Consider the following 24353-nt stretch of genomic DNA (forward strand, 5'->3'; position numbering starts at 1 on the left):
CTCAAGCGCCGGGGTGGGCTCATGGGCGGGGCCAGCCAGGACAACCAGGCGATGATTCCCCTCACCACGTACGCGGGCATCTTCGGCATCCGGGACCTGCGCATCAGCATCCAGGCGCGCTCCGCGGACGTGCTCTCGCGGGCGGAGGATGAGGTGACGCTGCTCATGCGCCGGCGTCACGGGCTCAAGCCGGACGAAGCGGACGACTTCTTCATCTTCTCCAATGCGAGCACCACGGAGATGTTCAACAACATGTCCGCGGCCATCTCCGCGGCCAGCTTCGGCGTGTGTCTGCTGTCGCTGCTGGTGGGCGGCATCGGCATCCTGAACATCATGCTGGTGGCGGTGACGGAGCGGACGCGGGAGATTGGCATCCGCAAGGCGCTGGGGGCCAAGCGCTACCGCATCCTCGCGCAGTTCGCGCTGGAGGCGGTGGTGCTGTCGCTGGTGGGCGGCGCGCTGGGCGTGGGCCTGGGCGTGGGCCTGTCGCTGCTGGCGCGGTGGATGATCCAACTGCCCACGGAGGTGCCGCTCTGGTCCGTGGCGGTGTCGCTGGCGATGAGCTGCGGGGTGGGGCTGGCGTTCGGCATCTACCCGGCGGCGCGCGCGGCGAAGCTGGACCCCGTGGAGGCGATGCGCTCCGAGTAGGCGCGTCTTCTTCGGGGCTCCGTGTCCGGGGCATGAAGAAGGCCCCGACCCGGCATGCGCGGGTGGGGCCCTGGGACCTACGTGCGCTGCCCGCGCGGGACTACGGGCAGGGGTACGTACAGGTGATCTGCCCGGAGATGGGGTTCTTGAAACAGGTGGGCGTGCAATCCCCCGCGGTGGCGGAGGCCGGCGCGACGGCGATGCCCACGCCCATCACGGTGGCGACGACAGCGGCGATGAACGCGATGTGGCGGACGTGCTTGCGAGCCTGCATGGTGTCTTCTCCCTGGGTCGTGTTCGTGCTGCGAGGCGCACTCTAGGGGCCCCGTCTGACAGCGCCACGGGGGATGTTGCAGGCCCGTGCGCCGGTGTGGGGAGCAGGGCGCCGAGGCGCCGCACGCGGGAAGAAAAGTGAAACATCGGTGCGGCGAAACGATGCGTCAACGCCGCTGCGTGGGAGTGCGACTCCACTGATAGCCCACGGTGGCGCCGGTGCCGATGAGCGAGAACGCAAGGTAGCTGCGCAAGGTGGCCAGCCGCTCGCTGGAGCCGGCGAGGTGTTTCAGGCCTTCGTGCGCGGCGATGCCGAGCAGCATTCCCGCCGTCGCACCTCCGAGCGCGCCCAGGTACGCGTGGCCGCGTTGTTCGCTGGCGCCGAACGCGACCTCGCCCATGCCCCAGGTGCCGAGCGCGGCGATGGGCGGCGTCACCACGAAGGCGGCGCCGAACGCGCCGACCTCCAACTCCAGCCACCGGCCCTGGGGATAGGAGGGGTGGACGAAGAGGAAGCGTCCGGGGAGCGAGGCCAGCAGGGTGCCGGCGGCGGCCTCGGCGGCGGTGGCGCCCAGGCGGGTGTCACCGCCCACGCGCGTCGCGGTCCAGACGGAGGCCAGGGGCACCAGCGTGAGCCCCGCGTGCGCGGCGATCGTGCCGCCGGACAGCTTCGCGTTCGTGTCGGGTTCCCCGTGCGGAATGAAGGGACGCAGGACGCGGGGCGGCACGGCGGGAGGCGGCGTCACGGTGTCCATGAACGGCACATCCGACGCGGTGGGCTCCAGCGGCGGTGGCGGCTCCGCGAGGGATTCGGGAGCACGCGCTCCGTCCTGCGTGGGAGGCACCTCCGGCGCTTGTTCCACCGCGAGCGCGACTGGCGCCCCCAGCAGACTCCCCATGAGGAGCGCCCGGACGCCCCGGTCCCAGGCCCGCCCCTTCCCCCGTCGCTTCATGTCCGTGTCCGTCCTCCGTGCCGCCGTCCGATGCCACTCCCAGCAGTGCGCATGCGACGCGTCTGACACCACCCGCCTCTTGAGACACGCGGTGCAACCGTCATCGGGTGGACGGTGCCGGGGTCCATCCCGGTGCTTCCTCCACTGTCGCGCACGCGGTGGATGCGTCTTGGAGGGGCGTGCCCTACCTTCGGGACCGTGCGGCTGGCCTGGCCCATCTTGATTGCCCTGCTCGCCGCGGGGTGCTCGTATCCCAACCACCGGCATGATCTGCGCCTGCGCGCGCTGCCGGACGACCCGGTGGCGCGCTCCGTGGCCATCACCCAGACGTTGGGGATGTCGCTGGAGCCGGGCAACGGCGTGGAGCTGGTGCAGAACGGCCAGGTCTTCGACGTCATCGAGGAGGAGATCCGCGCCGCCCGCTCCAGCATCCACATCGCCAGCTACATCTGGCGTCCGGGGATTCCGTCGGACCGGCTGCTCATCGCGCTGCGTGAGCGAGCACCCGGCGTGCAGTGCCGCGTGCTCGTGGACCCGCTGGGCAGCGTGAACTTCGAGGTCGTCGCCCCCGTGCTCGCGGACGCCGGGTGCGACGTGCGCATCTACCGCCCGTACCAGGGCGCGGTGGCCTCGCTGGACGCGGTGCGCATCCGCGCGCGCATGCACCGCAAGCTGGTGATCCGCGACGGCGAGGTGGCGCTGACCGGCGGCTTCGGCATCTGGCGCAGCTGGCTGGGCAACGGCGATGCGGCGGAGACCTGGCGCGACACCAACGTGCGCGTGCGCGGTCCCGCCGTGCGCGGCATGCAGGTGGCCTTCGCGGAGAACTGGCAGGAGGCCGGGGGCGACTTCCTTCCTCCGGAGTCCTTCCCGCCCCTCGCGCCGGCCGGTGAAGCCCACGCGTGCTTCGTCGCGAGCACCGGCCACCGCTTCCTGTCGGAGGCGTCCAAGATGTGGGCGCTGTCCATCGCGTCGGCGAAGCACCGGCTGTGGATCGCCAACTCGTACTTCATCCCGTCCGAAGCCCTCAGCGACATGCTCATCGAGAAGGCGCGCCAGGGCGTGGACGTGCGCGTGCTGGTGCCGGGCCGCTACCACGACGTGGGGCCCGTGCTCTCCGCGCAGCGCGCGTCCTACGCACGGCTGCTGTCGGAGGGGGTGCGCATCTGGGAGTACGAGATCTCCATGATGCACTCCAAGACGCTGCTCGCGGACGACCTGCTGGGCATCGTGGGCTCCACCAACATGGATCCGCTGGCGCTCAACCACACCGACGAGGGCTCCCTGATGGTGGAGGATCCGGTGCTGGCGAAGGCGCTGGAGGCCTCCTTCGAGCAGGACCTCACGCACTCCCGGGAGATCCACTGGCAGGGCTGGAAGCAGCGCGGCCTGCTCCAGCGGCTGGGCGAACAGCTCCCGGGCATCATCGGCGATTTCCTCTGAGCCGGACCGCGCGCCGCGAGTGGGAGCAAGCCACCGCGGGGCCGCTGCCCGCCTGCCTGCCCGGCTGACAGGAGCGTCCCTGGCGGGAAGCCCTCCCAGGCCCGCGTGCGTTTCTTCCCTCATGCCTTCGAGACGACCGTCGTGCCTCGCCCTGCTGTCGCTGTCCGTGGCCCTGCCGGCCTTCGCGGCCAGTCCCGCCGTGTGGGGCGAGGGGCTGATGGTGAAGGTCCGGCCGCAGAGTGCCGTCCGGAGCGCCACCGAGGTGCGCCTCACCGGGGCGCGCAATGAGTTCGTCTCGTTCCAGGTGGCGCTGCACGGAGGGGACTCGGGCCTCCAGGGCGTGCGCGCCCGACTGCCCGCGCTGGAGGGCCCCGCGACGCTGAAGGGGCCGGACGTGACGCTGTACCGCGAGGCGCTCGTCACCACGAAGCAGGCCTCCGTGGCGGGAGAGCCGGTGGGCCGGTGGCCGGACGGCCTGGTGCCGGACACGGACGAGGTCGCCGGGGAGCAGCGCACGGCCTTCCCCTTCGACGTGCCCGCGGGCGAGGCGCGAGCCGTCTGGGTGGACGTGCACGTGCCCAAGGATGCGCCCCCCGGTGACTACACCGGCACGGTGACGGTGGAGGCCGCCGGAGGCTTCCAGCGGCAGGTGACCGCGCGGCTGACGGTGGTGGACGCGACGCTGCCCAGCACGTCCTCGCTGCCGTCGGCGTTCCTGCTGTGGCCGCCGCACGTGTGCCGCGCGCACACGGGCCGGGAGGACTGCACGCCGAAGGAATTGCAGCCGCTGCTCGCGCGCTACCAGCGCATGGCGTTGGAGCACCGCTTCACGCTGTCCAGCCTCTTCCCGCGCAAGCCCTGGCCGCCCGCGTGGAGCGACTTCGACGCGACGTGGGGGCCGTACCTGGACGGCACCGCGCCCACGCGGCTGCCCGGCGCGCGGATGACGAGCCTGGAGTACGTGGGCCCGCTCGACGCGGAGAACCTGAAGGACTTCACCGCGCACATGAAGGCGAAGGGCTGGCTGGACCGGGCCTACGTGCAACTGGGGGACGAGCCGCCCTACGGCACGAGCTTCGCGCAGGTGCACGCGACGGGGGCCCTGGTGCGCGAGGCGGCGCCCGGGCTGCGCACGCTGCTGACGACGAACTCGCACGAGATGGGCAACCACGACCTGGAGGGCCTGGTGGACGCGGTGGTGCCGCTGGTGAACCACCTGGACGGCACGGAAGGCACCTTCCGGGGCGACCAGCGCGACACGTACACGGACTTCCTGAAGCGTCCCGGTACGCAGTTGTGGATGTATCAGAGCTGCATGAGCCACGGCTGTGCGTATGGCACCAACGCGCCGGAGAACAAGCCGGGCGCGGGGTGGCCGTCGTACATGCTGGACCGGTCGGCGGCGAAGGCGCGCGCGATGGAGTGGGTGACGTTCCTGGAGGGCGCGACGGGCGAGCTGTACTACCAGTCGGTGGGCATGCTCTCCACGGCGTGGTCGGACCAGTACCGCTTCAATGGCAACGGCGACGGGACGCTCTTCTACCCGGGCACGCCGGCCGCGATTGGCGGGACGACGGACGTGCCGGTGGCGTCGCTGCGCCTGAAGCTCATCCGTCAGGGCATGCAGGACTACGAGTGGCTCAAGGCGGTGAGTGACGCGGGAGACCCGGGCTTCGCGCGCAAGGTGGCGCGGGAGCTGATCCCGGCCGCGTCGCGCGTGACGGACGACGGCGCCGCGTTCGATGCGGCGCGGCTGCGGCTCATCCAGCGCTATCAGGAGCTGACCGCCAGTGAGGCGTCCCCCGACGCGGGCACGCCGCCGGACCCCACGGATGCGGGGACGCCGCCGGAAGAGGTCGCGGAGGGACCGTCACAGGAGGCGCCCACGCCGAAGCCGGGCGTGGATCCGGAGACGGTGGATGCGGGGACGCCGACGGGCGGCTGCACCACGGGCGGAGGCGGATCCGCTGCGGTGGCGGGAGGCCTGCTGTTCGCGGCCTGGGCACTCAAGGGCGCGCGGCGGAAACGGTGCGTCCGCGCGCCCTGATGAGACCAGGCTGGCGGGGGAGGGGTTTCCTGGCGGGCGACCAACCCTGACGGAAAGCCGTCACTCCGAGCGTGGGGAACGTGACGTACCCCTGGCATGAAGGTCCCGAGTGATGCTGCCAAGGTGGCAGCCGCCGGGTGGGCCGGATGCGGATTCCCGGGTCGGCCGTATGATGCCCCATGAGCTCAGCCCACGGATGTACGGCGCAACGCCAGCACCCGTCGGGAGGCAGCGACCACCGCGTCCAGTTCTACGAGGATCCATCGTTCCTCTTCGACGTGGTCGCGAAGTTCCTGGACGCCGGTTTCAAGGAGGGTGAGCCCGCGGTCGTCATCGCCTCGGAAGCGCACGCGGAGGGCTTCACGGCGCGGCTGAAGGCCCTGGGCTTCGAGGTGGAGCGCGCCCTGGAGGACGGGCGGCTCGTCCTGCTCGATGCCCGGGCCACCCTCGCCAGGTTCATGGTCGACGGACTGCCGGACTGGAGTCGCTTCCAGCAGGTCATCGGGGAGGTGCTCGACAGGAGCCATCGCGCCGCGGGCGGGCGGAGGGTTCGCGCCTTCGGCGAGATGGTGGACCTGCTCCTGAAGGCTCAGAACCCCAAGGCCGCGCTCCTGTTGGAGGAGCAGTGGAACGAGCTTGGCAAGTCGCACCCGTTCGGCCTGCTGTGCGCCTATGCGTTGGGAGGCTTCCAGACGCAGGAGGATGCGCGGGTGTTCCAGGACGTCTGCGGCGCGCATGCCCACGTCAGCCCCACCGAGGCCTATTCGGGCGTTCCCGCCGATGAGCTGCGCCTGCGCGAAGTCGCGGTCCTCCAGCAACGCTCCAAGATGCTCGAAGCGGAGATTGAGTACCGCAAGCGCATCGAGAAGGAGCTGTTGGTGGCGGTGCGGCTGCGCGATGACTTCCTGTCCATCGCCGGGCACGAGCTGCGCACGCCCCTCATGGCCCTCCAGCTCCAGCTCCACTCCCTCACGCGTCTGGCGCGGGAGGTGGGGGATGCGCGCGTGCAGGAGCGGCTGGACCGGGCACGGCGTCAGGTGGAGCGGCTCGGCACGCTCACGGAGGACCTCCTGGATGTCGTCCGCATCAGCGAGGGGCGGCTCGTGCTCCAGGCCGAGGAATGTGATCTGGCGGCCCTCGTGCTGGAGGGGGTGGACCGCGCCTCCGAAGAGGTGACCCGGTCGGGCTGCCAGCTCCGGGTGCTCGTCGATCAGCCGACGTGGGGCCGGTGGGACCGGTCACGGCTTGAGCAGGTGGTGACGAACCTGCTCTCCAACGCGCTCAAGTACGGCGCGGGCAAGCCCGTGGAGGTGATGGTGAAGGCGTCCCGGGACCGGGCACGGCTGGTGATCAAGGACCACGGCATCGGGGTTCCCCTCGATGCGCAGGCCCGCATCTTCGACCGGTTCGAGCGCGCGGTGTCGACGAACAACTATGGGGGATTGGGGCTGGGGCTCTGGATTGCCAGGCAGGGGGTTGAAGCCCACGGCGGCATCATCCGCGTGGAGAGCGAGCCCGGCAGCGGCGCCACCTTCACGGTCGAGCTGCCCTGCAACCCGGGCTGAACGACGGCCCGCTGTCCCCCTGGCAGCCAGCGTGCTAGGGGGCGGCACATGAGCACGGACCTGGTGGCGCGGACCCTCATCCGCGAGGCTCGCCCCGAGGATGACGGGGCGATTGGCGAGCTGCTGGTGGACGCCTACATCACGCAGTACGCGAAGAAGTTGCCGGAGGTCGTCTACTCCGAGGAGCGCAAGGCGTTCCTGCGCGACGTGGCCTCGCGCCGGAAGGTGTGCACCCTCCTGGTGGCGGAGCTGGACGGCGAAATCGTGGGCACGGTGGCCCTGTACCCGCCCGGTGCGCCCGGCTCCGAATCCTGGCTGCCCCGCACGGCGGACCTGCGGGCGCTGGCCACGTCGGTGCGCGTCCACGGAAAGGGCCTGGCGCAGCCGCTGCTGGCGGAGACGGAGGTCCTCGCGCGGCGCTGGGGCCTGGACGCCATCACCCTCCACGTGCGCCGGGGCGCGACGGGCGTGGCGCGCATGTACGAGCGCCGGGGCTACCAGCGCACGCCCGCGGGCGACATCGACCGTCCGGAGGTGTACCTGGAAGCCTTCATCCTGCCGTTGAAGTGACGCATGTCAGGTGGACGCGCGGCCGCACGTAGGGGGCTCATCCCGTCCGGAGCCGGAGGGTCCGCGAGGCTTCGCGTGACCCGGGCGCCGGTCGGGGTCGCGCGTTGGAGTGACGGCGTGCGCCCTGCCCCGGAAGGGGCGCCGGTCGGTGCGCCGACCCTCACGTCGGTGTTCGAACCATGAAGCTCCAAATCCCAGGGCAGTCGCTCGTGCTGCTCATCGGTCCCTCCGGCTCCGGCCGCTCCACGCTCGCCCACCGGCACTTCCCGCCCACGGACGTGGTGTCCGACGTCAACGATGGCACGTCCCCGGAGGCCGCCGCGCTGCACGCCGACGTGGCCGCGAGGCTGGCGCGGGGCGCCTGTACCGTCATCGACGGCGTTCCGCTGAGCGCCGAGTCACGCAAGCGCTGGATGGCCCTGGCGCGTGAACACCACGTGCCCCTGGTGGCGGTGGTGCTGGACCTGCCGGAAGCGCTCCTGTTGGAGCGCAATCGCTCCCGCCCCGGAACCAGTGCACGCGGGCTGCGCAATCAGGCGCAGCAACTGCAGAACGCCCTGCGGAGCCTGCCGAAGGAGGGCTTCAAGCACATCCATGTGCTCACCCCGGAGACGGTGGACGCGGTGTCGTTTGAACGGCAGCGCGTGCCGAGTCACCGCCAGGAGGAACACGGACCGTTCGACATCATCGGAGACATCCACGGCTGCTTCGACGAGCTGAAGGCGCTGCTGACGAAGCTGGGCTACACGGTCGCGCCGCGCGCGGACGGCTCGCCCGGGTTCGACGTGGGGGTGCCGGAGGGGCGCAGGGTGGTGTTCCTGGGCGACCTCATCGACCGGGGCCCGGGCGTGACGGGCGTGCTGCGGTTGGTGATGGGCATGGTGGAGGCGGGCACGGCGCTGTGCGTGCCGGGCAACCATGAAATCAAGCTGCTCAAGAAGCTGCGGGGCAAGGATGTGCGGGTCGCGCGCGGGCTCGCGATGACCCTGGAGCAACTGGAGCGCGAGCCCCCGGAGTTCTCACAGGCGGTGGCGGACTTCATCGAGGCCCGCTCCCCGCACTACGTCCTGGACGACGGACGCCTGGTGGTGGCGCACGCGGGCTTGAAGGAGTCGATGCACGGGCGCGACTCCACGGAGATGCGCGACTTCGCGCTCTACGGAGAGACGACGGGCGAAGCGGATGCGTATGGCCTGCCGGTGCGCGCCGACTGGGCGGAGCAGTACCGGGGGAGCGCGGTGGTGGTGTACGGCCACACCTCGGTGCCGGAAGCCGAGTGGGTCCACAACACCGTCTGCCTGGACACCGGTTGCGTGTTCGGAGGCAAGCTGACGGCGTTGCGCTATCCGGAGCGGGAGCTCGTCTCCGTGCCCGCGCTCCGCGAGTACTGGGAGTCACGCAAGCCCCTGCACCCGGCCCCGTGACTCCCGGCAGCAGGCTCAGGCCGCGGCGGAGAGGCGGCCGGTGTCCTGGGCCGCGCGCATGCAGTCGCCCAGGAAGCGCAGGTAGCAGTCCAGCCCGCGCGTGCCGTATGCCGCCAGCCGCGGGCCTTCCTCGGGGTGCGTGCGCAGCAGGTCCTCCATCATCCGTTCGTTGAGCGCGGTGTGGCCCACGTCCACCTCCGCGTGCTCCTTCAGGAAGGTGAGCGTGTCCAGCGTCCGCTGCCCGAGCACCGCGCGCACGTTCGCGAGGATGCGGGGCACCAGCACGACCGCCAGATAGCCCACCTCGTACTCGATGGCGGCCTGGCCCAGGGGCAGGTCGCCGGTGATGGCCTCGTCGTGCACCTGCCGGTATTCACGCATGGCGGCCGTGGGCGCCTGCGCGACCAGCGCGTCCGCGTCCAGCACGTCCGCGTGACGCTTGTTCCACGTGTCCACCAACACCCGAGCGTCTTGAATGGTCATCAGGTGGTGGCCGGCCTCGTGCTTCGCGTGGGTGATGAGCTGACGGCCCACCTTCTCCTGACCCAGCGCGATGCAGCGCTCGCCCGCGCCGCGGATCCACCCGTCCACCGGCTCGGTCATGTAGGCGCCCCGGGCGGACCACTCGATGAGGAAGCGCTCCATCACGCCGGGGGCGATGCCCGGGTCCAGCAGCATGCGCACCACGGGGTCCGACTCCAGGCGGGCTCGGGTCTCCTGCACGTGCGGCAGGTACTGCGTCTGCATCAGGCTCATGACAGCTCCTTCTCGGGGGTGTGGAGCGGACGGGGCGCCGTCTGCTCGTGGATGTGTTCCAGGAATTCGGAGGCGAGGTCCGCGGGGATGATCCAGAGGTAGGGCCTGGCCTCGGGGGCGTCGTCGTGCAGGCCCGCTGCTTCGACATCGCCGGGGGCCTCGGCGAGGAAGGTGAAGCTGTCGCGGTCCCGACGGGCGAACCAGCGGCGCGCTTCGTCCAGCAGCGCCGGGTAGGCGTCCCTCCCGCGAGCGGACAGCGGGAACAGGCGCGCGGAGTCCAGCAGGCGGAAGGGATTGGTCCCCGGAGGCCCGACCTCCAGCACGGCCACCGCCAGGGGCGTCATTCCCTCCCGAGCGACCAGCACGTACCGCTCGCGCTCCAGCCCCTGGGAGACCCACGGCCGCGCCGCGTCCTCCAGGTCCAGCGTCTCCAGCCGGAGGTCCAGCGCTTCGGCGTAGCAGGCGGGCCGGGTGAGGGCGAGCTCCTCCACGAGCCGCCTCCGCTCCGCATCCGTCGCGGGGCCCAGCTCCAGTCTGGAGTCCTCCTGGCCGCTGGGATGCGCGCACTCGACGTCGATCATCCGCATCGGCAGCAGGCAGGTCCGCCCCGTGCCGGCCATCCGTTCGGCGAAGCCGACATGCGCGCGGTGGGTGAAGGGCACCGTCGATTCGATGTACGCCGCGAACCACCGGAAGGCGCTGTCCGCCTGCGCATGCTCCACGGCGCGCACGTAGACGTCGCGCAACATCTGTCCCCGGGTGCGCTCGTACCGTGAACCGTCCTGGTGCCGGGCCAACTGGTGCACCATCCACAGGGAGCGGTAGGGCTTCATGATGGAGAGCGTCGCCTCCACCCCGCGCTCCGAAGGCCACACCACCTCGGAGAGGACGGCTTCCAGGCCCGCGACCCGCTTCCCCAGGGCCACGAAGCTCGCGCGTCGTGCCTCGAACCACTCGGAGGAGCGGCCAGCCAGGTCGAAGTAACCGGAGTCACTGAACAGCCGCCAGTGCTCCTCCACCAGCACGCCATCCGCGCGCGTCGTCGGATGGAGGGCCCGGGTCACCAGCGCGCGCCAGGGCTCCGCGTCGTCCCGGGTCAGCGGTGTCACCTGAAGACCGCAGTGGAAGGTCTCATCGGCGCCGGCGGACACATGGCGCACCTCTCCGCGCAATGACAGACGCTGACCGTCCTCCGTGAGCAGCTCGATGGGCTGGAGCACCCGACCCACGGAGAGGCGCTCGCTCGGGGCCAGTCGCAGCGACAGTCCGCCCAGGGACAGGTCCACCGCCGAGCGCTCCCGGCCGAGCCACCCGGGCAGGGGCAACCGCACGCGCAGCGACCCGGGCGCGGGCGCACGCCGCCAGGCTCGGCGCCGCACCTGGATGATGCGCGAGGGCAGCGGCGTCTCCCACGCGTCCGCATCGCGCGGATCCTTCGTCACGTGCAACCGGTAGATGCAGTGGTGACCCTGGATTTCAATGTCGCAGGCGACTGCGTCCACGGTCGGCCCCGTCCAATGCAGACGCCCGGTGGCCGAATCCAGGCGCTTGAGCCGCAGCGGCGTCACCGTCTCACCTCGTCGCAGCAGGGCAGGGGAGCCCAGGGCCGCCGCGGTGGTGAGGATGACGCGGATCCGCGCGGGGTCGGTGATGTCATCCAGGATGAGGGCGGACGGGGCGCCGGAATCCCATTCCAGGCCCGGTGCCTCGGACGACGGACGCAGTTGTGCCCGCGCGACGTGCGCTCCCACGGTGTCTCTCCCGGATGATGGACGGCCGCACGCGCTGGGTTCACCCGTGGGTCACGGGGAAGCGTGCTTGAAATAGATACGGAGCCGGCTCACCGGTTGGGTTGTTGGATCCGAAGGAATACGACGGAGCCGAGGCTCCACCGGGAGGACACCCCTCCCGGAAGCCCGTAGGTGCCCCGAGGGACCTCGGGTCGTGCTGGAGACGGGCGAAGGCGCCCGGACATTGAAGCCCTCCCGCGTGCGTCCCGGTCAGTGGCCCGAAGGCGGCTGCTTCGGAGCGCCCTCCGCGGGCGTGGAGGGCGGCGTGTCGCCCGCGAGGCGGAAGACCCGGTGCGCCGAGAGGACATATTTCTTCTGCGCCCCCTGGCCGCGCAGGGTCCAGGCCGCACGCCGGGATGCGCTGTTGAGCACCCGTGCCAGCACGGTGCGGGCGGGCTCCTGGGTGGTGGCCTCCAACGTGATGGGGGTCTCCAACCGGAGTCCAATCGTGGGCCCCAGCTCGAGCGGCGTTCCGCTGTGCTTCGTGACCTCGGCGCAGAGGACCCGGAGGACCTCTCCCAGCGGGCGTTCCTGGCGGGGCAGGGTGATGGGCGTGTCCAGGGGAGAGCCCTGCACGGGGGTGATGTGCCAGAGGCCTCCGGCGCTCGTCAGGCGGAAGCGGGGCGCGGCCTGTCCCGCTTGCTGGGCGATGAGCTGGGTCAGCACCTGCTCCTGAAGCTTCGCGTCCTTCCGGGTCTCCTCCGTGACGGTATAGGTCAGGTCGATGGCGCCGTCCGCAGCCGCCGCGCTCAAGGGCTCCTCATAGGTGATGCCCCAACCTTCGCGCGTCTCCAGACGCTTCAACGCGGTGGCGAGCGGCTGCGGGGTGTCCTTGACGGTCAACCGCACCTCCTCACTCCCAGCGGCACCTCCAACAAGACAGACACCCATCAGCGCCGCCGCGCGAATCCCAGACCTCATCGTCGTCATGGCATGGCTCCTTTGGGCAGACGATCCAGCAATTCACGTGCCGGCCGCCAAATCCTTGTGATTCCTTGCAGGGAAAGCTCCGCGCCCCCGGGAACCGCGACAGTCTGTCATGAGCCCCCCGTAAGGATTGTCAGGACCACCGTTTGAGCGTGAGCCCCAATCACTGACAAGCGGAGGGGGTTGCCAATGAAGTGGGGAATGACTGTCGTTGCCTCGATGGGAATGATGCTGGGTTCCTCGACCGCCCTGGCGACGGAAGCCGGCGCGGCTTCCGGATCCAGAGCGAAGGCCTCTTGAACGGCACCTTGAAGGCCCAGGGCCCGGTGGAGGTGGGGCCGCTGCGCCTGGTGTCCATCCTGGCGGAGGGGCGGCTCGCGTCGGCACAACCCGTGGGACATCGAGCCCTGCGCGGACTGAGCCGCTCTGTCACGGGGAGGTGGCACGTAGAGGGCGTGCCGCCACCCCGTCGTCTGACCGCCGGTCAGCAGCGAAAACAGGAGACCCCCTGGGTTACATGTAACAAGGCTCGGTGTTATCGGTGGGAAAGGTGCGTACCCCTCCGGACGCGCTTAGCCTCCAGAGCCCATGTCTCTCCGCAAGGACTTCATCGAGCGGGCCGTCGAGCAGTTCGTCGCCGCCATCGCCAGCATCCTCCGGGCCCGCAAGGAGAAGCGGTACGGGGACGCGCGCGCCCTCATCCGGGGGACGTCCCTGGACGTGCTCGGGATGGAGTACAGCACCCTCATCCTGGCGGATGCCGAGTCCACCTCGCGGCTGCTTGGCACCTTCGCCCGGGTGCGGATGCTCGCGAAGCTGGTCCGCGAGGACGGCGAGCTGATGCGCGAGCAGGGGGACCCCCTCACCGCCGACTCGCGCTTCCTGCTGTCGCTGGAGCTGTACCTGGAGGCCATGTCGCTGGGCCTCAACCCGGACACGGAAGACGCCACCGCCATCGCGGAGCTGCGCGGCAGCATCGACACGGCCAGCCTGTCCGAGCGCCACCAGCGGATGCTCGCCCAGGCCTGACGAGGCGCGGCGCGCACGTTGGCGCACCCACGGCCGCTGAACACCCGCCCGCGCATCGGTCGGGTTTGCGACACACCAACATTCGGAGATCCATCGCTTCCGATCAGGCGAGGACACCGTTGTGTCCCCCCGGCTTGCCGAGCGTCATCGACTTGCGTCTACCATTGCGGCCAATTCGTCACGCAACACCGGGGGGGTGCGCGTGTCCTTGGTTCGGTTTCCCGAGAGCGTTGTCTCTTGTCGTAACCTCGTGGGCGGGGAATGGCTGTCTCCCACCGAGGCCCAGACGCAAGATGTCCGCAGCCCCTACACGGGGGCCCTCATCGGCCGGGTGCCGCTGACCACCGCGTCTGGTGTCGCCCAGGCGGTGGAGGCCGCGAAGAGCGCGGCGCGAGACTGGGGCCTGACGCCGCTGCGCGAGCGCACGCAGTGCCTCCAGGCCTTCCGGGGGCTCCTGGAGCGACACCTGGAGCGGCTGGCGCACCTGGCCGCGAGCGAGTCCGGCAAGACGGTGGCGGAGGGGCGCGCGGGCCTGCTCAAGGGCCTGGAGGTCTGTGATTTCGCCCTGTCGCTCCAGCAACTGGACAGCGGCGCGCACCTGGAGGTGAGCCGCGGCGTCACCTGCGAGTACCGCCGCGAGCCCCTGGGCGTCGTCGCCGGCATCACGCCGTTCAACTTCCCGGCGATGGTGCCCCTGTGGCTGTTCCCCATCGCCGTCACGCTGGGCAACGCCTTCATCCTCAAGCCGTCGGAGAAGGTGCCGCTGACCGCGTGCGCGCTGGGCGAGCTGATGGTGGCGGCGGGCTACCCACCCGGTGTCTTCTCCATCGTGCACGGCGCGAAGCCCGCGGTGGACGCGCTGGTGGAGCACCCGGACGTGAAGGCGCTGGCCTTCGTGGGCTCCACCCCGGTGGCGCGGCACCTGTACGCGGAAGGAAGCCGCCACGGCAAGCGCGTGCTGGCGCTGGGCGGCGCGAAGAACCACCTCATCGTCGTGCCGGACGCGGATCCGGACCTGACGCCGCAGGCGGTGGTGGACTCATTCACCGGCTGCGCGGGCCAGCGCTGCATGGCCGCCAGCGTGATGCTCGCGGTGGGGAACGTGCAGCCGCTGGTGGAAGACATCATCAGGCGCGCCGCGCGGCTGGAGCCTGGCCCGGGCATGGGCGCGCTCATCGACCGGAGCGCGGTGGACCGGCTGGAGACGGCCATCGCGAAGGCGAAGGCGGACGGGGCGCTGGTGCTGCTGGATGGCCGCGGGCGGCGTCCCACGGGGGAGCTCTACACGCACGGAAACTGGCTGGGGCCCACGGTGCTGGACGCCGTGCGGCCGGACATGGAGGCCGCGCGGCTGGAGCTGTTCGGCCCGGTGCTCTCCATCGTGCGGGTGACCACGCTGTCGGCGGCGCTCGCGGTGGAGAACGCGTCCCCGTACGGCAACGCGGCGTCCATCTTCACCACCAACGGCGCGGTGGCGCAGACGGTGGTGGAGGGCGCGAAGGCCGGCATGGTGGGCGTCAACGTGGGCGTGCCGGTGCCACGCGAGCCCTTCTCCTTCGGCGGCACGGGCGAGTCGAAGTTCGGCCACGGTGACATCACCGGACCGTCCAGCCTCGACTTCTGGAGCCACCGCAAGAAGGTGACGCGCAAGTGGTCCGCGCGCTCCGACGGCTCGTGGATGAGCTGACCCTCTTTCGCTTCCCCGAAAACCTTCCAGGACTTCCCCGCGCCCGACAGGAGGGCGCTTCCATGGCTGACAAGAAGCCCGTCAATCACATCCGTCTCACCTCGCACCCGGACCTCCAGGCGCCAGGGGTGCCCCTGCGCTGGGGCGAAACGGAGCCGCTGCGGCGCGGCCCCGTGGTGGCCACGATGTCCGACGCCGGCAACCGCAACGTCATCGGCACGCACTCGGGCGCGTACGCCATCTACCGCGCGCTGGCGGTGTCCGCGGGCAAGCTGCCGCAGGACCACAAGGCGGACCTGACCAACACGTCCCCCGCGGCCCAGGTGGGCCCGTATCCGTCGTGGAGCGACCCCAAGCGCATCGTGTCGCTGGACCCCTGGGGCGCGGTGGCGTCGCAGGTGTTCCGCGCGTACGCCGAGCAGGGCGTGGACTACCGGCCCACCATCGCCGTCACCCGGGCCCACATCAACATGCCGGAAGTACGCGACGCGATGCTCGCGGGGCGCCTCAAGGTGGACGGCGACCTGGTCGCGGCCAACGGCGACATCAAGGTCGTGAAGGCCGCGGTGGAGCCCGTCTGGTACCTGCCGGGCATCGCGGAGCGCTTCGGCCTCACGGAGGGCGCGCTGCGCCGGGGCCTCTTCGAGCACACCGGCGGCATGTACCCTGAGCTCATCACCCGCCCGGACCTGCACGTGTTCCTGCCGCCCATTGGCGGGCTGTCGCTGTATGTGTTTGGTGACATCGCGAGGCTGGCGGACAAGGACGTCCCGCTGGCGGCGCGCGTCCATGACGAGTGCAACGGCTCCGACGTGTTCGGCAGCGACATCTGCACGTGTCGCCCGTACCTGGTGCACGGGATTGAAGAGTGCGTGCGGATGGCGCAGCAGGGCGGCGTGGGGCTCATCGTGTATCACCGCAAGGAGGGCCGGGCGCTGGGCGAGGTGACCAAGTTCCTGGTCTACAACGCGCGCAAGCGGCAGGAGGGCGGCGACTCCGCGGCCACGTACTTCCACCGCACGGAATGCGTGGCGGGCGTGCAGGACATGCGCTTCCAGGAGCTGATGCCGGACGTGCTGCACTGGCTGGGCATCACGCGCATCCACCGCTTCGTGTCCATGAGCGACATGAAGCACGACGCCATCGTGCGCTCGGGCATTGAAATCCTGGAGCGCGTGCCCATCCCGGACGGACTGATTCCAGCCGACGCGCGGGTGGAGATGGAGGCGAAGAAGGCGGCGGGCTACTTCACGCGCGGACCGGTGGCGGACGCGGGGGCGCTGGCGCAGGTGAAGGGACGGGACCTCGATGCTTGACGCGATCCGGGTGCGGGAGGTGTCCCCCTCGGTGGCGTGGCTGCGCAGCCCGGCGGCCATCCGCGAGCGGTGTCACCAGGTGTTGGACCTGGGGCTGGCCGGAAGGCTGGAGTACTTCCGGGTGGAGCCTTCAAGGCTGCCGACGGTGGTGGACCGGGTGCTGGCGGTGACGCATGAGGCGTATCCCCGGCTGGACATCCCGGTGCACAGCCGCTGGAGGCACTTCGACGCGGGCGGGGTGTCCCGGCTCGCGCAGCTGGAGGCGAAGCTGGCGCCGCTGCCGCCGGAGGAGCGCGCCCGGGCCAAGGTGGACCTGGGGGTGGTGAGCGTGCTGCTCGACGCGGGCAGCGGCCCGTCGTGGCGCTACCAGGAGCGGGGGGGCGCGACGTACGTGCGCTCGGAAGGGCTGGCGGTCGCGTCGTTCCGGATGTTCATGGCGGGAGGCTTCTCGTCGGACCCGGACCGGCCGCTGCGCGCGGACGCGGAGGCGCTGGGCCGGATGACGCGCGAGTCGCTGGAGCGCGGCTTCCAGGTGTCGGCGTCCAACCCGCTGTTCGGGGTGGAGGGCCGGCTGCACCTGCTACGGGAGCTGTCGCGCGTGCTGCCCAGGCCCGGGTCGCTGTTCGACATGCTGGCGGCGCACCGCCGGAGCGTGCGGGCCGCGGAGGTGCTGGGCACGGTGCTGGACGTGCTGGGCCCCATCTGGCCGGGCCGCACGACGTTGGATGGCGTCAACCTGGGCGACGTGTGGGCGCACCCGGCGCTGGGGCCGCCCGACAGCACGGACGCGCTGGTGCCCTTCCACAAGTTGTCCCAGTGGCTGGCGTACTCGCTGGTGGAGCCCCTGGCGGAGGCGGGCGTGGTGGTGACGGAGCTGGACGCGCTCACCGGCCTGCCGGAGTACCGCAACGGCGGGCTCTTCGTGGACCTGGGCGTGCTGGTGCCCCAGGACCCGCGCATGCTGACGGAGGTGTACGACCCCGGTGACGCGCCCATCGTGGAGTGGCGCGCGCTGACGGTGGCGCTGCTGGACCGCGTGGCGGCGCTGGTGCGCGGCCGTCTGGAGTTGAGCGCGGAGGAGCTGCCGCTCGCGAAGGTGCTCCAGGGCGGGACGTGGACGGCGGGACGCCGGGTGGCGGGGGAGCTGCGCCCCGGCGGGGTGCCGCCCATCCGCGTGCGCAGCGACGGCACCGTGTTCTGAAGTTTCAGCAGACAGGCAGCGCTTCGAGCAGGCCCACAGGCCGTCCGGGATGCCCCGGGCGGCGCGAGGAGAACCCATGGACTTCCCCAACTGCACGGTGGTGGATCACCCGCTGGTGAAACACAAGCTGACGGTGATGCGCAAGACGGACACGAGCACGGCGTCCTTCCGGGCGCTGCTGGAGGAGATCTCCCTGCTGCTCGGGTACGAGGCGATGCGCGACCTGAAGCTGCGCGAGGAGGAGATTCAAACGCCCATGGCCCGCACCACCGGCTGGGCGCTGGACGGCAAGAAGCTGGTGCTGGTGCCCATCCTGCGCGCGGGGCAGGGCATCCTGGACGGGCTGCTGCAACTGGTGCCGTCCGCGCGCGTGGGCCACATCGGCCTGTACCGCGACCCGGAGTCGCTGGGCGCGGTGGAGTACTACTACCGCGTGCCGGCCGACCTGGAGGACCGGGACGTCATCGTGTGCGACCCGATGCTCGCCACGGGCAACTCCGCGGTGGCCGCGCTCCAGCGGGTGAAGCGCAGCCGCCCCGGAAGCCTGCGCTTCGTGTGCCTCTTGGCCTGTCCGGAAGGACTGACGAACCTGCGCGAGCACCACCCGGACGTGCATGTCTTCACCGCCGCCATCGACGACAAGCTGGACTCACACGGCTACATCCTGCCGGGCCTGGGAGACGCGGGAGACCGCCTGTTCGGCACCAAGTAGCGCGCCACGAGACGTCCGTATAAACATTCTATACACGATTTTCTTGGTTGACGGGAAGAGCTGATTCACGTCTTCTCGTCGCATGAAGATTGCTCGTGCGCTCCCCGCGCTGCTGCTCCTCTCCTGTGGCGAGGGCGTTTCCCCCGAGGCCGAAGGTGTCGCCCCCGCCGCGCAGGAGCAGGCGGCGGACACCTTCGTGCTGCGTCAGACGAAGCCGACGGCGGCGAACACCGGCGCGGGGGTCATCCGCGCCTATCCGACGAAGGTCATCAACGGCGACGTCACGTTGAGCACGGCCGGGCAGCGGCTGGAGGACACCGTTGTCCACGGTCGGGTGTTCATCAAGGCGGCCAACACGGTGGTGAGCAACTGCGTGGTGGACGGCGGGCCCGCGATGACGGGGGGCGGCTCCATCATCCAGATTGGCACCGGCGGCACGAACGCGCGCATCGAATACACCACCGTGCGCGCGGCGAACCCGACCTATTGGGTGAACGGCATCGGCATGCGCAACTACACGGCCTACCGGGTGAATGTGTCCGGCGTGGTGGATGCCTTCTCCGTGGCGCCCGCGACGGCGAACACCCCCGTGAACGTGTCCATCCAGGGCAGCTACGGCCACGACCTGGTGCACTTCTCGCCGGACCCGAACCACCCGGGCACGGATTCGCGCACGCACAACGACGTGCTCCAGTCGCACGGGGGCACCGGGCTGGAGGTGATTGGCTCCAATTTCTCCGCCTACCACGACCCGACGATGGGGACGCTGCCCACGCCGAACCCGAAGAAGCAGATCGCGGCGATGATGATCAACACCATCGTCGGGCCCTCGGCGGGCCTGAAGATTGAAGACAACTGGTTCGGTGGTGGCGTGTATTGCATCAACGGCGGCGGCGCGTCCGGCGGTGGAGGCACGTTCCTGCGCAACAGGTTCGACCGGGGCTCGGCGTCCCCGGCGAATCCGGATGAGTCCTATACGCTGGTGTTCGACAGCACGTTCGCGCAGACGTCCACGGGCAATGTCTATGAAGACAACGGGCATCCCGTGAAGGTGCGGACCGGTTACTGATGCCGTGCCGGGCGCCCATCCAGGCCTCCCGGCCGGGGATGTGGCGGGATGGGTGCCCGGGTTTTTTCAACACGGTTTCCGGGCCCTGGCCCGACACGGAGGACGCATGACGCGGCGAGCGTGGCTGGCGGGACTTTCCCTGATGGGGCTGCTGGGGTGCGGGGGCTCCGTGGACGATGCGGGCCTTGCTTCACCGTCGGTGGAGAGCACGGCGCAGGAGATCCTCGGCGGCTCCGTCGCGGCCCGGCACCAGCTCCCCTACCAGGTCCGCATCATGGTGCAGGGCGTGTTCACCTGTGGTGGGACGCTCACGAAGGCAGGCTGGGTCGTCACCGCGGCCCATTGTGTCGAGGGCATCGCTCCCAGTGCCATCCGGGTCATCGCGGGGGACCTGCTGCTGAGCACGCTGGAGGCCGATGAGCAGGTGCGCCTGGTGGTCCGCAAGGTCGTGCATCCGTCCTACGTCGCCCTCGAGGCCCTCCATGACGTGGCCCTGCTCCAGTTGGCGCAGCCCTTCAACCTGTCGGCGGCGGTGCAGCCCCTGGCGCTGCCCGTCGGGCCCGCACCCCTGGGGCTGCATACGGCGAGCGGGTGGGGCGCCACCCAGACGGGGCCCACGTCCAATGCGCTCAAGTACACGAGCCTGAGGGTCGTCGGTCCGGCGAACTGCCAGGCGCTGGTGGGAAGCGGCCATGTCCCGAGCGCGCAGTTGTGCGCGACGCCTCCCAACATCAACACCAATGTCTGTCAGCGCGACGACGGCGGTCCGCTGGTCTGGGGCGGGCGGCTGTATGGGATTCTGAGCTGGCACGGCAGCAGCCGGTGCGACACGTTCTCCGTGTTCGCCAACGTGTTCACCTACGTGCCCTGGATCCAGTCGTATACGGGCTAGCGGAAGTCTTTCGGCTATCGTCCGGGACATGCGAATGCTTGTCCCGATGATGCTGGCCCTGTGCGTGGGGTGTGTCTCTCCGTCCGCGCGAACGGAAACCGCCGCGGCCCCGGATGCCACCGCGCAGGCTCCGGCGTCCGCCGTCTCCGAACCGGCTCCGGACGCCGCCGCTCCCGCGCCTCCGGGGTACACCGCCTGTGGGTGCGGCTGCTGCGGGGGCGCCGAACCGCAGGTCAAATGCCTTGGAACCCAGGCGGAACTAGAGAAGGTCATCGCCAAGGACAAGGCCGACGCGAAGTCGCCGGACTGCGCCATGGCGGGATGCACCGTCCCGACGCGGTACCAGCTCTGCGACGCGCCGTGATGCAGTGGGTCAGGAGGCCCCGACGCTCGCTTTCACCTCGCGGCTCTTGAGAACCGGGAAAGACGGGTTTTAAATTATATCCGTCTAAACGTTTTTTACCCTTCCCGGGAGTCCAGGCATGCGCGCGTCGTGGCGGTCCACCCTGATGACGGTGATGTTGGGCGCGGTGTTCGCGGAAGGCGTCGCGGTGGCCGAGCAGGCGCCGTCCCCGGGTCCCGACGCCCAGCGCGCGGAGGAGGGTGCGCAGCGTTGGACGGAGGCGCTGTCCACGGGCGAGGGCACGGGCGAACTCGTGAGCACGCGGGACGGGCTGCTGTACGAACCCAACGCGGTGATGCGCCGGCCCGAAGGGTTGAGCCGGCTCACGGGCCTCTTCACGTTCCCGGCGCGCACGCTGGAGCAGCCCGTGGACACGTTCCGTCCGCGCATCCAGGCGACGCAGTCCCCGGGCATGGGCGTGGAGGTGGACGTGCGCGTGCGCGTTCCTGGCGGGGCCTGGAGCGAGTGGCGCACCGGGACCGAGGGCGAGGCCGTCCTGCTGCCCCGCTCCGGCACGGAGGTGCAGGTGCGGCTGGCGCTGGTGGCGGACGAGCGCGGCCGGGGCCCCGTGGTGCGGGAGGTGGGGCTGGAGGGCTGGCGCGAGGGGACGGGCGCGGAGGAGGGACTCCAGACGCTGGCGCCCCTGAGCTACCGCGTCTACGCCACGCGCGAGGGATTGGTGGGTGGCACGACGGCGAACGGGCACGTCATCAAGACCAACGACCGGTTCGTGGCGCTGCCGTCGCGGCGGGGGCTCGCGTCCAACGGGGGCTCCGAGTACCAGGTGCGCGTCTGTTATTCGAAGACGGCGAAGTGCACGACGACGTCCGTGTGGGACGTGGGGCCCTGGAACACGAAGGACGACTACTGGAATCCCTCCAGCGTGCGGGAGATGTGGAAGACCCTGCCGCAGGGCAAGCCGGAGGCGCAGGCGGCGTACCAGGACGGCTTCAACGGCGGGTTGGATCAATTCGGGCGCCGGCCGGCGAACCCCGCGGGCATCGACCTGGCGGATGGGACGTTCTGGTTGGACCTGGGGATGACGAACAACGACTGGGTGGACGTGACGTACCTGTGGACGTCCGGCGGGGGCACGCCCACGGGCCTGGTGGTGGACAGCAACAACGCGAACAACGACCAAGCGAAGGGTTACATCCAGTTGACGGGTTCGAGCTGGGCGTCGTCCACGAACGTGGCGGGCTACTACGGCAGCAGCTACCTGGTGTCCCCGGGCGCTGCGGTGTCGGAGCCGGCGACGTTCTGGTTCTACCTGTCGGCGGCGGGCACGAAGACGGTGGATGCGTGGTGGACGGCGGCGACGGACCGCTCGACGGCCGCGCCCTTCATCGTCGTGAACGCTGCGGGCACGCAGCTGGCGAACGTGAAGGTGAACCAGCAGCTCAACGGCGCCCGGTGGAACACGCTGGGCACGTGGAGCTTCCCGGCGGGCTGGAACAAGGTCCAGTTGAGCCGGTGGGTCACGGCCGGCACCTACGTCGTCGCGGACGCCATCCAGGTCCGGTAGAACGCCGGACCGTCCCCGAGAAAGACCTCCATGGCCTTGCGCACCGTGATTCCTCCTCCGCTGGAGGAGCCCCAGCTCTACACCGACCTGGCTTCCTGGTGGCCGCTGTTCTCGCCTCCGGAGGAGTACGTGGAGGAGGCGGAGGACCTGCTCGGCATCCTGCGCACGGCGGCGGAAGGGCCGGCGGAAACGATGCTGGAGCTGGGCGCGGGCGGTGGAAGTCTGGCCTTCCACCTGAAGACACACTTCAGGCTGACGCTGACGGACCGCGCGCCGGAGATGGTCGCGGTGAGCCGCGCCGTCAATCCCGAGTGCGAGCACCGGGTGGGGGACATGACGTCCCTGCGGCTGGGGCGCACGTTCGACCGGGTGATGGTGCACGACGCCATCATGTACGCGGCGGATCGGGACTCGGCTCGGGCGACGGTCCAGACGGCGGTGGCGCACTGCCGGCCGGGCGGCGCGGTGGTGCTGATTCCGGACTTCGTGCGGGAGACCTTCGAGCCCGTCACGGAGTCGGGGGGCCATGACTCGCCGGACGGGCGGGGGATGCGCTACCTGATGTGGACGTGGGATCCGGAGCCGGAGGATGAGACCTTCGAGACCGCGTTCGCGTACCTGCTGCGTGAAGCGGATGGCACGGTGAGCATGTCTCAGGAGCGCCACTGTTTCGGGCTGTTCCGCCGCGAGGACTGGCTCACGTGGATGCGGGAGGCGGGGTGTCCCGCGACGACCCGGCGCGACCCCTGGAACCGCGAGGTCATCATCGGGGTGAGGGAGTCCGGTGGCGGCGGGTAGGCGACGCGCGGGCCTCGTGTCCGCGCTCCTGTTGTGGCTGGTGCCGTCCTGGGTGGCCGCCGCGCCCGCGCGTGTGGAGCTTGTCTTTGGCGGGGATGTGATTCCGCACGGCGAGGTGAAGTCGGTGGCGCGGGCGCATGCGCGCACCGGGGCGGTGCCTCCGGGCGGAGGCGCGGCGCCGTCGCTCAATCACGAGGGCTGGGACCACGTCTTCGGCCCGCTGTCGGACGTGCTGCGCACGGCGGACGTGGGCGTGGTGAACCTGGAGACGCCGGTCACCGACGAGCGCAAGGCGTTCACGGAGGAGCTGGTCTTCAACGCGCCGCCGGCGATGGTGCAGGCGCTGGTGGGGGCGGGCGTGAAGGTGGTGTCCACGGGCAACAACCACGCGCGCGACCAGCACGTGGAGGGAATGGTGGAGACGCTGCGCCACCTGGACGCGGTGGGGCTGCGGCACACGGGCACGGGGGCCACGCGCGACGCGGCCTGGGGGCCGGCGTTCATGGAGGTGCGCGGGGTGCGGTTGGGCTTCCTGTCCTTCACGCGCAGCCTGAATGGCTTCAGCAACCCGAAGGACGCGAACGCGCCGCACGTGGCGCTGGTGCCCTATCCGGAGCACGCCTCGCGGCGGGGGCTGAGTGAGAAGGAGGCGCTGGAGTTGGTGCGCGCGGCGGCGGCGAAGTGCGACGCGCTGTTCGTGATGGGGCACTGGGGGCGCGAGTACACGGACACGCCGCACCCGCTGGACCGGGCGCTGGGGCAGGCGTTGCTGGAGGCCGGGGCGTTGGCGGTCATCGGGCACCATCCGCACGTGCTCCAGCCGCTGGAGGCGTACACGACGAAGTCCGGCCGCAGGGGACTCATCGCGTACTCGCTGGGCAACCTGGTGGCGAACCAGGGGCGGTTCTACAAGCACGCGCCGGGCAGGTCGGGCACGGACGGGGACAAGCGGGACTCGCTGCTGCTGCGCGTGGGGGTGACGCGCGCAGAGCCAGGGGCCCAGGTGTCGCTGGCGGACGTGGCGGTGCTGCCGGTGTGGATTGAGAACAACGCCGCCGGACGCAAGGCCCGCGCGAAGCGGAACATCCAGCCGGTGCTCATCGACCGCGAGGTGGAGGAGGTGTCCCGGAGGCTGGCCGCGCTGTCCCTGCGTGGCGGGAGCCCGGACAAGGCGGCCCGGGCGGAGAAGCTGGCCCTGGAGCAGCGGCTGGCGAGCGCCCGGTATCGCCGGGAGCGCATCCTGCGCATGCTGCCCGCGGAGTTCCGCGTGGCCTCACCGGAGCTGCGGCGGCGCGCGGATGTGACGGCGCTGACGGTGCCGTAGC

At 70.6% G+C, this 24353-nt stretch carries 22 protein-coding genes; 17 read left to right on the plus strand and 5 right to left on the minus strand.

Translation table 11 applies throughout. The features are described 5' to 3' along the window. Positions 1–648: ABC transporter permease (locus D7X74_RS12665; protein ID WP_120533200.1), on the plus strand; the 648-nt coding region annotated here is incomplete at its 5' end. A gap of 100 nt (positions 649–748) precedes the next feature. On the opposite strand, the gene D7X74_RS43655 is transcribed toward D7X74_RS12665, so the two are convergent. Together D7X74_RS43655 and D7X74_RS12670 are read right to left on the minus strand one after the other, a co-directional pair. Continuing rightward, a complete protein-coding gene (locus D7X74_RS43655) occupies positions 749–922 on the minus strand; it encodes a hypothetical protein (RefSeq protein ID WP_167508739.1) in 174 nt (57 codons plus the stop codon). 166 nt (positions 923–1088) lie between these two features. Next, positions 1089–1874 carry a hypothetical protein gene (locus tag D7X74_RS12670; RefSeq protein ID WP_120533201.1) on the minus strand — a complete coding sequence of 262 codons (786 nt, stop codon included), beginning with the start codon at positions 1872–1874 and terminating at the stop codon, positions 1089–1091. 219 nt (positions 1875–2093) lie between these two features. Between D7X74_RS12670 and D7X74_RS12675 the strand changes: the two genes are divergently transcribed. The 5 genes from D7X74_RS12675 (at position 2094) to D7X74_RS12695 (ending at position 8923) form a co-directional block, all read left to right on the plus strand. Beyond that, a complete protein-coding gene (locus D7X74_RS12675; RefSeq protein WP_233602076.1) occupies positions 2094–3317 on the plus strand; it encodes a phosphatidylserine/phosphatidylglycerophosphate/cardiolipin synthase family protein in 1224 nt (407 codons plus the stop codon). A 121-nt stretch (positions 3318–3438) separates the two neighbouring features. Next, complete coding sequence (locus tag D7X74_RS12680) at positions 3439–5364, plus strand: DUF4091 domain-containing protein (protein ID WP_120533203.1); 1926 nt, start codon at positions 3439–3441, stop codon at positions 5362–5364. A 179-nt stretch (positions 5365–5543) separates the two neighbouring features. Further along, entirely contained in the window at positions 5544–6929 is a 1386-nt protein-coding gene (locus D7X74_RS12685; protein WP_120533204.1) for an ATP-binding protein, read from the plus strand. A 48-nt stretch (positions 6930–6977) separates the two neighbouring features. Then, positions 6978–7499 (plus strand): GNAT family N-acetyltransferase, encoded by a 522-nt coding sequence (locus D7X74_RS12690; protein WP_120533205.1) that lies wholly within the window; start codon positions 6978–6980, stop codon positions 7497–7499. A 179-nt stretch (positions 7500–7678) separates the two neighbouring features. After that, a complete protein-coding gene (locus D7X74_RS12695) occupies positions 7679–8923 on the plus strand; it encodes an AAA family ATPase (RefSeq protein ID WP_120533206.1) in 1245 nt (414 codons plus the stop codon). Positions 8924–8938: 15 nt separating this feature from the next. Here D7X74_RS12695 and D7X74_RS12700 read toward each other — a convergent pair whose 3' ends face one another. From D7X74_RS12700 to D7X74_RS12710, 3 genes are all read right to left on the minus strand, one after another. Next, positions 8939–9679 carry a hypothetical protein gene (locus D7X74_RS12700; RefSeq protein WP_120533207.1) on the minus strand — a complete coding sequence of 247 codons (741 nt, stop codon included), beginning with the start codon at positions 9677–9679 and terminating at the stop codon, positions 8939–8941. Continuing rightward, complete coding sequence (locus D7X74_RS12705) at positions 9676–11430, minus strand: PilZ domain-containing protein (RefSeq protein ID WP_120533208.1); 1755 nt, start codon at positions 11428–11430, stop codon at positions 9676–9678. The genes D7X74_RS12700 and D7X74_RS12705 overlap by 4 nt, the downstream gene beginning before the upstream one ends. A gap of 249 nt (positions 11431–11679) precedes the next feature. After that, positions 11680–12399, minus strand: coding sequence for a hypothetical protein (locus tag D7X74_RS12710; protein ID WP_147446553.1), 720 nt, complete (start codon positions 12397–12399; stop codon positions 11680–11682). A 585-nt stretch (positions 12400–12984) separates the two neighbouring features. Here D7X74_RS12710 and D7X74_RS12715 point away from each other — a divergent pair. The 11 genes from D7X74_RS12715 to D7X74_RS12765 all read left to right on the plus strand — a co-directional run bounded on the left by D7X74_RS12715 (position 12985) and on the right by D7X74_RS12765 (position 24352). Next, positions 12985–13425, plus strand: a complete 441-nt coding sequence (locus D7X74_RS12715) for a hypothetical protein (protein ID WP_120533210.1) — start codon at positions 12985–12987, stop codon at positions 13423–13425. Positions 13426–13627: 202 nt separating this feature from the next. Continuing rightward, positions 13628–15112, plus strand: a complete 1485-nt coding sequence (locus tag D7X74_RS12720; RefSeq protein WP_120533225.1) for a CoA-acylating methylmalonate-semialdehyde dehydrogenase — start codon at positions 13628–13630, stop codon at positions 15110–15112. A 62-nt stretch (positions 15113–15174) separates the two neighbouring features. Then, positions 15175–16428 (plus strand): GTP cyclohydrolase II, encoded by a 1254-nt coding sequence (locus D7X74_RS12725; protein ID WP_120533226.1) that lies wholly within the window; start codon positions 15175–15177, stop codon positions 16426–16428. After that, positions 16421–17629, plus strand: coding sequence for a URC4/urg3 family protein (locus D7X74_RS12730; protein WP_120533211.1), 1209 nt, complete (start codon positions 16421–16423; stop codon positions 17627–17629). The genes D7X74_RS12725 and D7X74_RS12730 overlap by 8 nt, the downstream gene beginning before the upstream one ends. Positions 17630–17705: 76 nt before the next feature. Beyond that, a complete protein-coding gene (gene upp, locus D7X74_RS12735; protein ID WP_120533212.1) occupies positions 17706–18341 on the plus strand; it encodes a uracil phosphoribosyltransferase in 636 nt (211 codons plus the stop codon). A gap of 82 nt (positions 18342–18423) precedes the next feature. Continuing rightward, positions 18424–19410, plus strand: coding sequence for a hypothetical protein (locus tag D7X74_RS12740; protein WP_120533213.1), 987 nt, complete (start codon positions 18424–18426; stop codon positions 19408–19410). 106 nt (positions 19411–19516) lie between these two features. Continuing rightward, positions 19517–20302: a serine protease gene (locus D7X74_RS12745; protein ID WP_120533214.1), complete on the plus strand. Its 786-nt coding sequence runs from the start codon at positions 19517–19519 to the stop codon at positions 20300–20302. Between the two features lie 28 nt (positions 20303–20330). Then, positions 20331–20666 carry a hypothetical protein gene (locus D7X74_RS42980; RefSeq protein WP_158622221.1) on the plus strand — a complete coding sequence of 112 codons (336 nt, stop codon included), beginning with the start codon at positions 20331–20333 and terminating at the stop codon, positions 20664–20666. Between the two features lie 118 nt (positions 20667–20784). Continuing rightward, a complete protein-coding gene (locus D7X74_RS12755; RefSeq protein ID WP_120533215.1) occupies positions 20785–22230 on the plus strand; it encodes a hypothetical protein in 1446 nt (481 codons plus the stop codon). A 30-nt stretch (positions 22231–22260) separates the two neighbouring features. Next, a complete protein-coding gene (locus tag D7X74_RS12760) occupies positions 22261–23028 on the plus strand; it encodes a trans-aconitate 2-methyltransferase (protein ID WP_120533216.1) in 768 nt (255 codons plus the stop codon). Positions 23029–23044: 16 nt separating this feature from the next. Then, the gene (locus D7X74_RS12765) at positions 23045–24352 is read left to right on the plus strand and encodes a CapA family protein (protein WP_120533227.1); all 1308 of its coding nucleotides are present in this window, start codon (positions 23045–23047) and stop codon (positions 24350–24352) included. Position 24353: the final 1 nt, after the last annotated feature.

Origin of the sequence: Corallococcus sp. CA047B (assembly GCF_003612065.1) — a bacterium.
GTDB classification, from domain to species: Bacteria; Myxococcota; Myxococcia; order Myxococcales; family Myxococcaceae; genus Corallococcus; species Corallococcus praedator.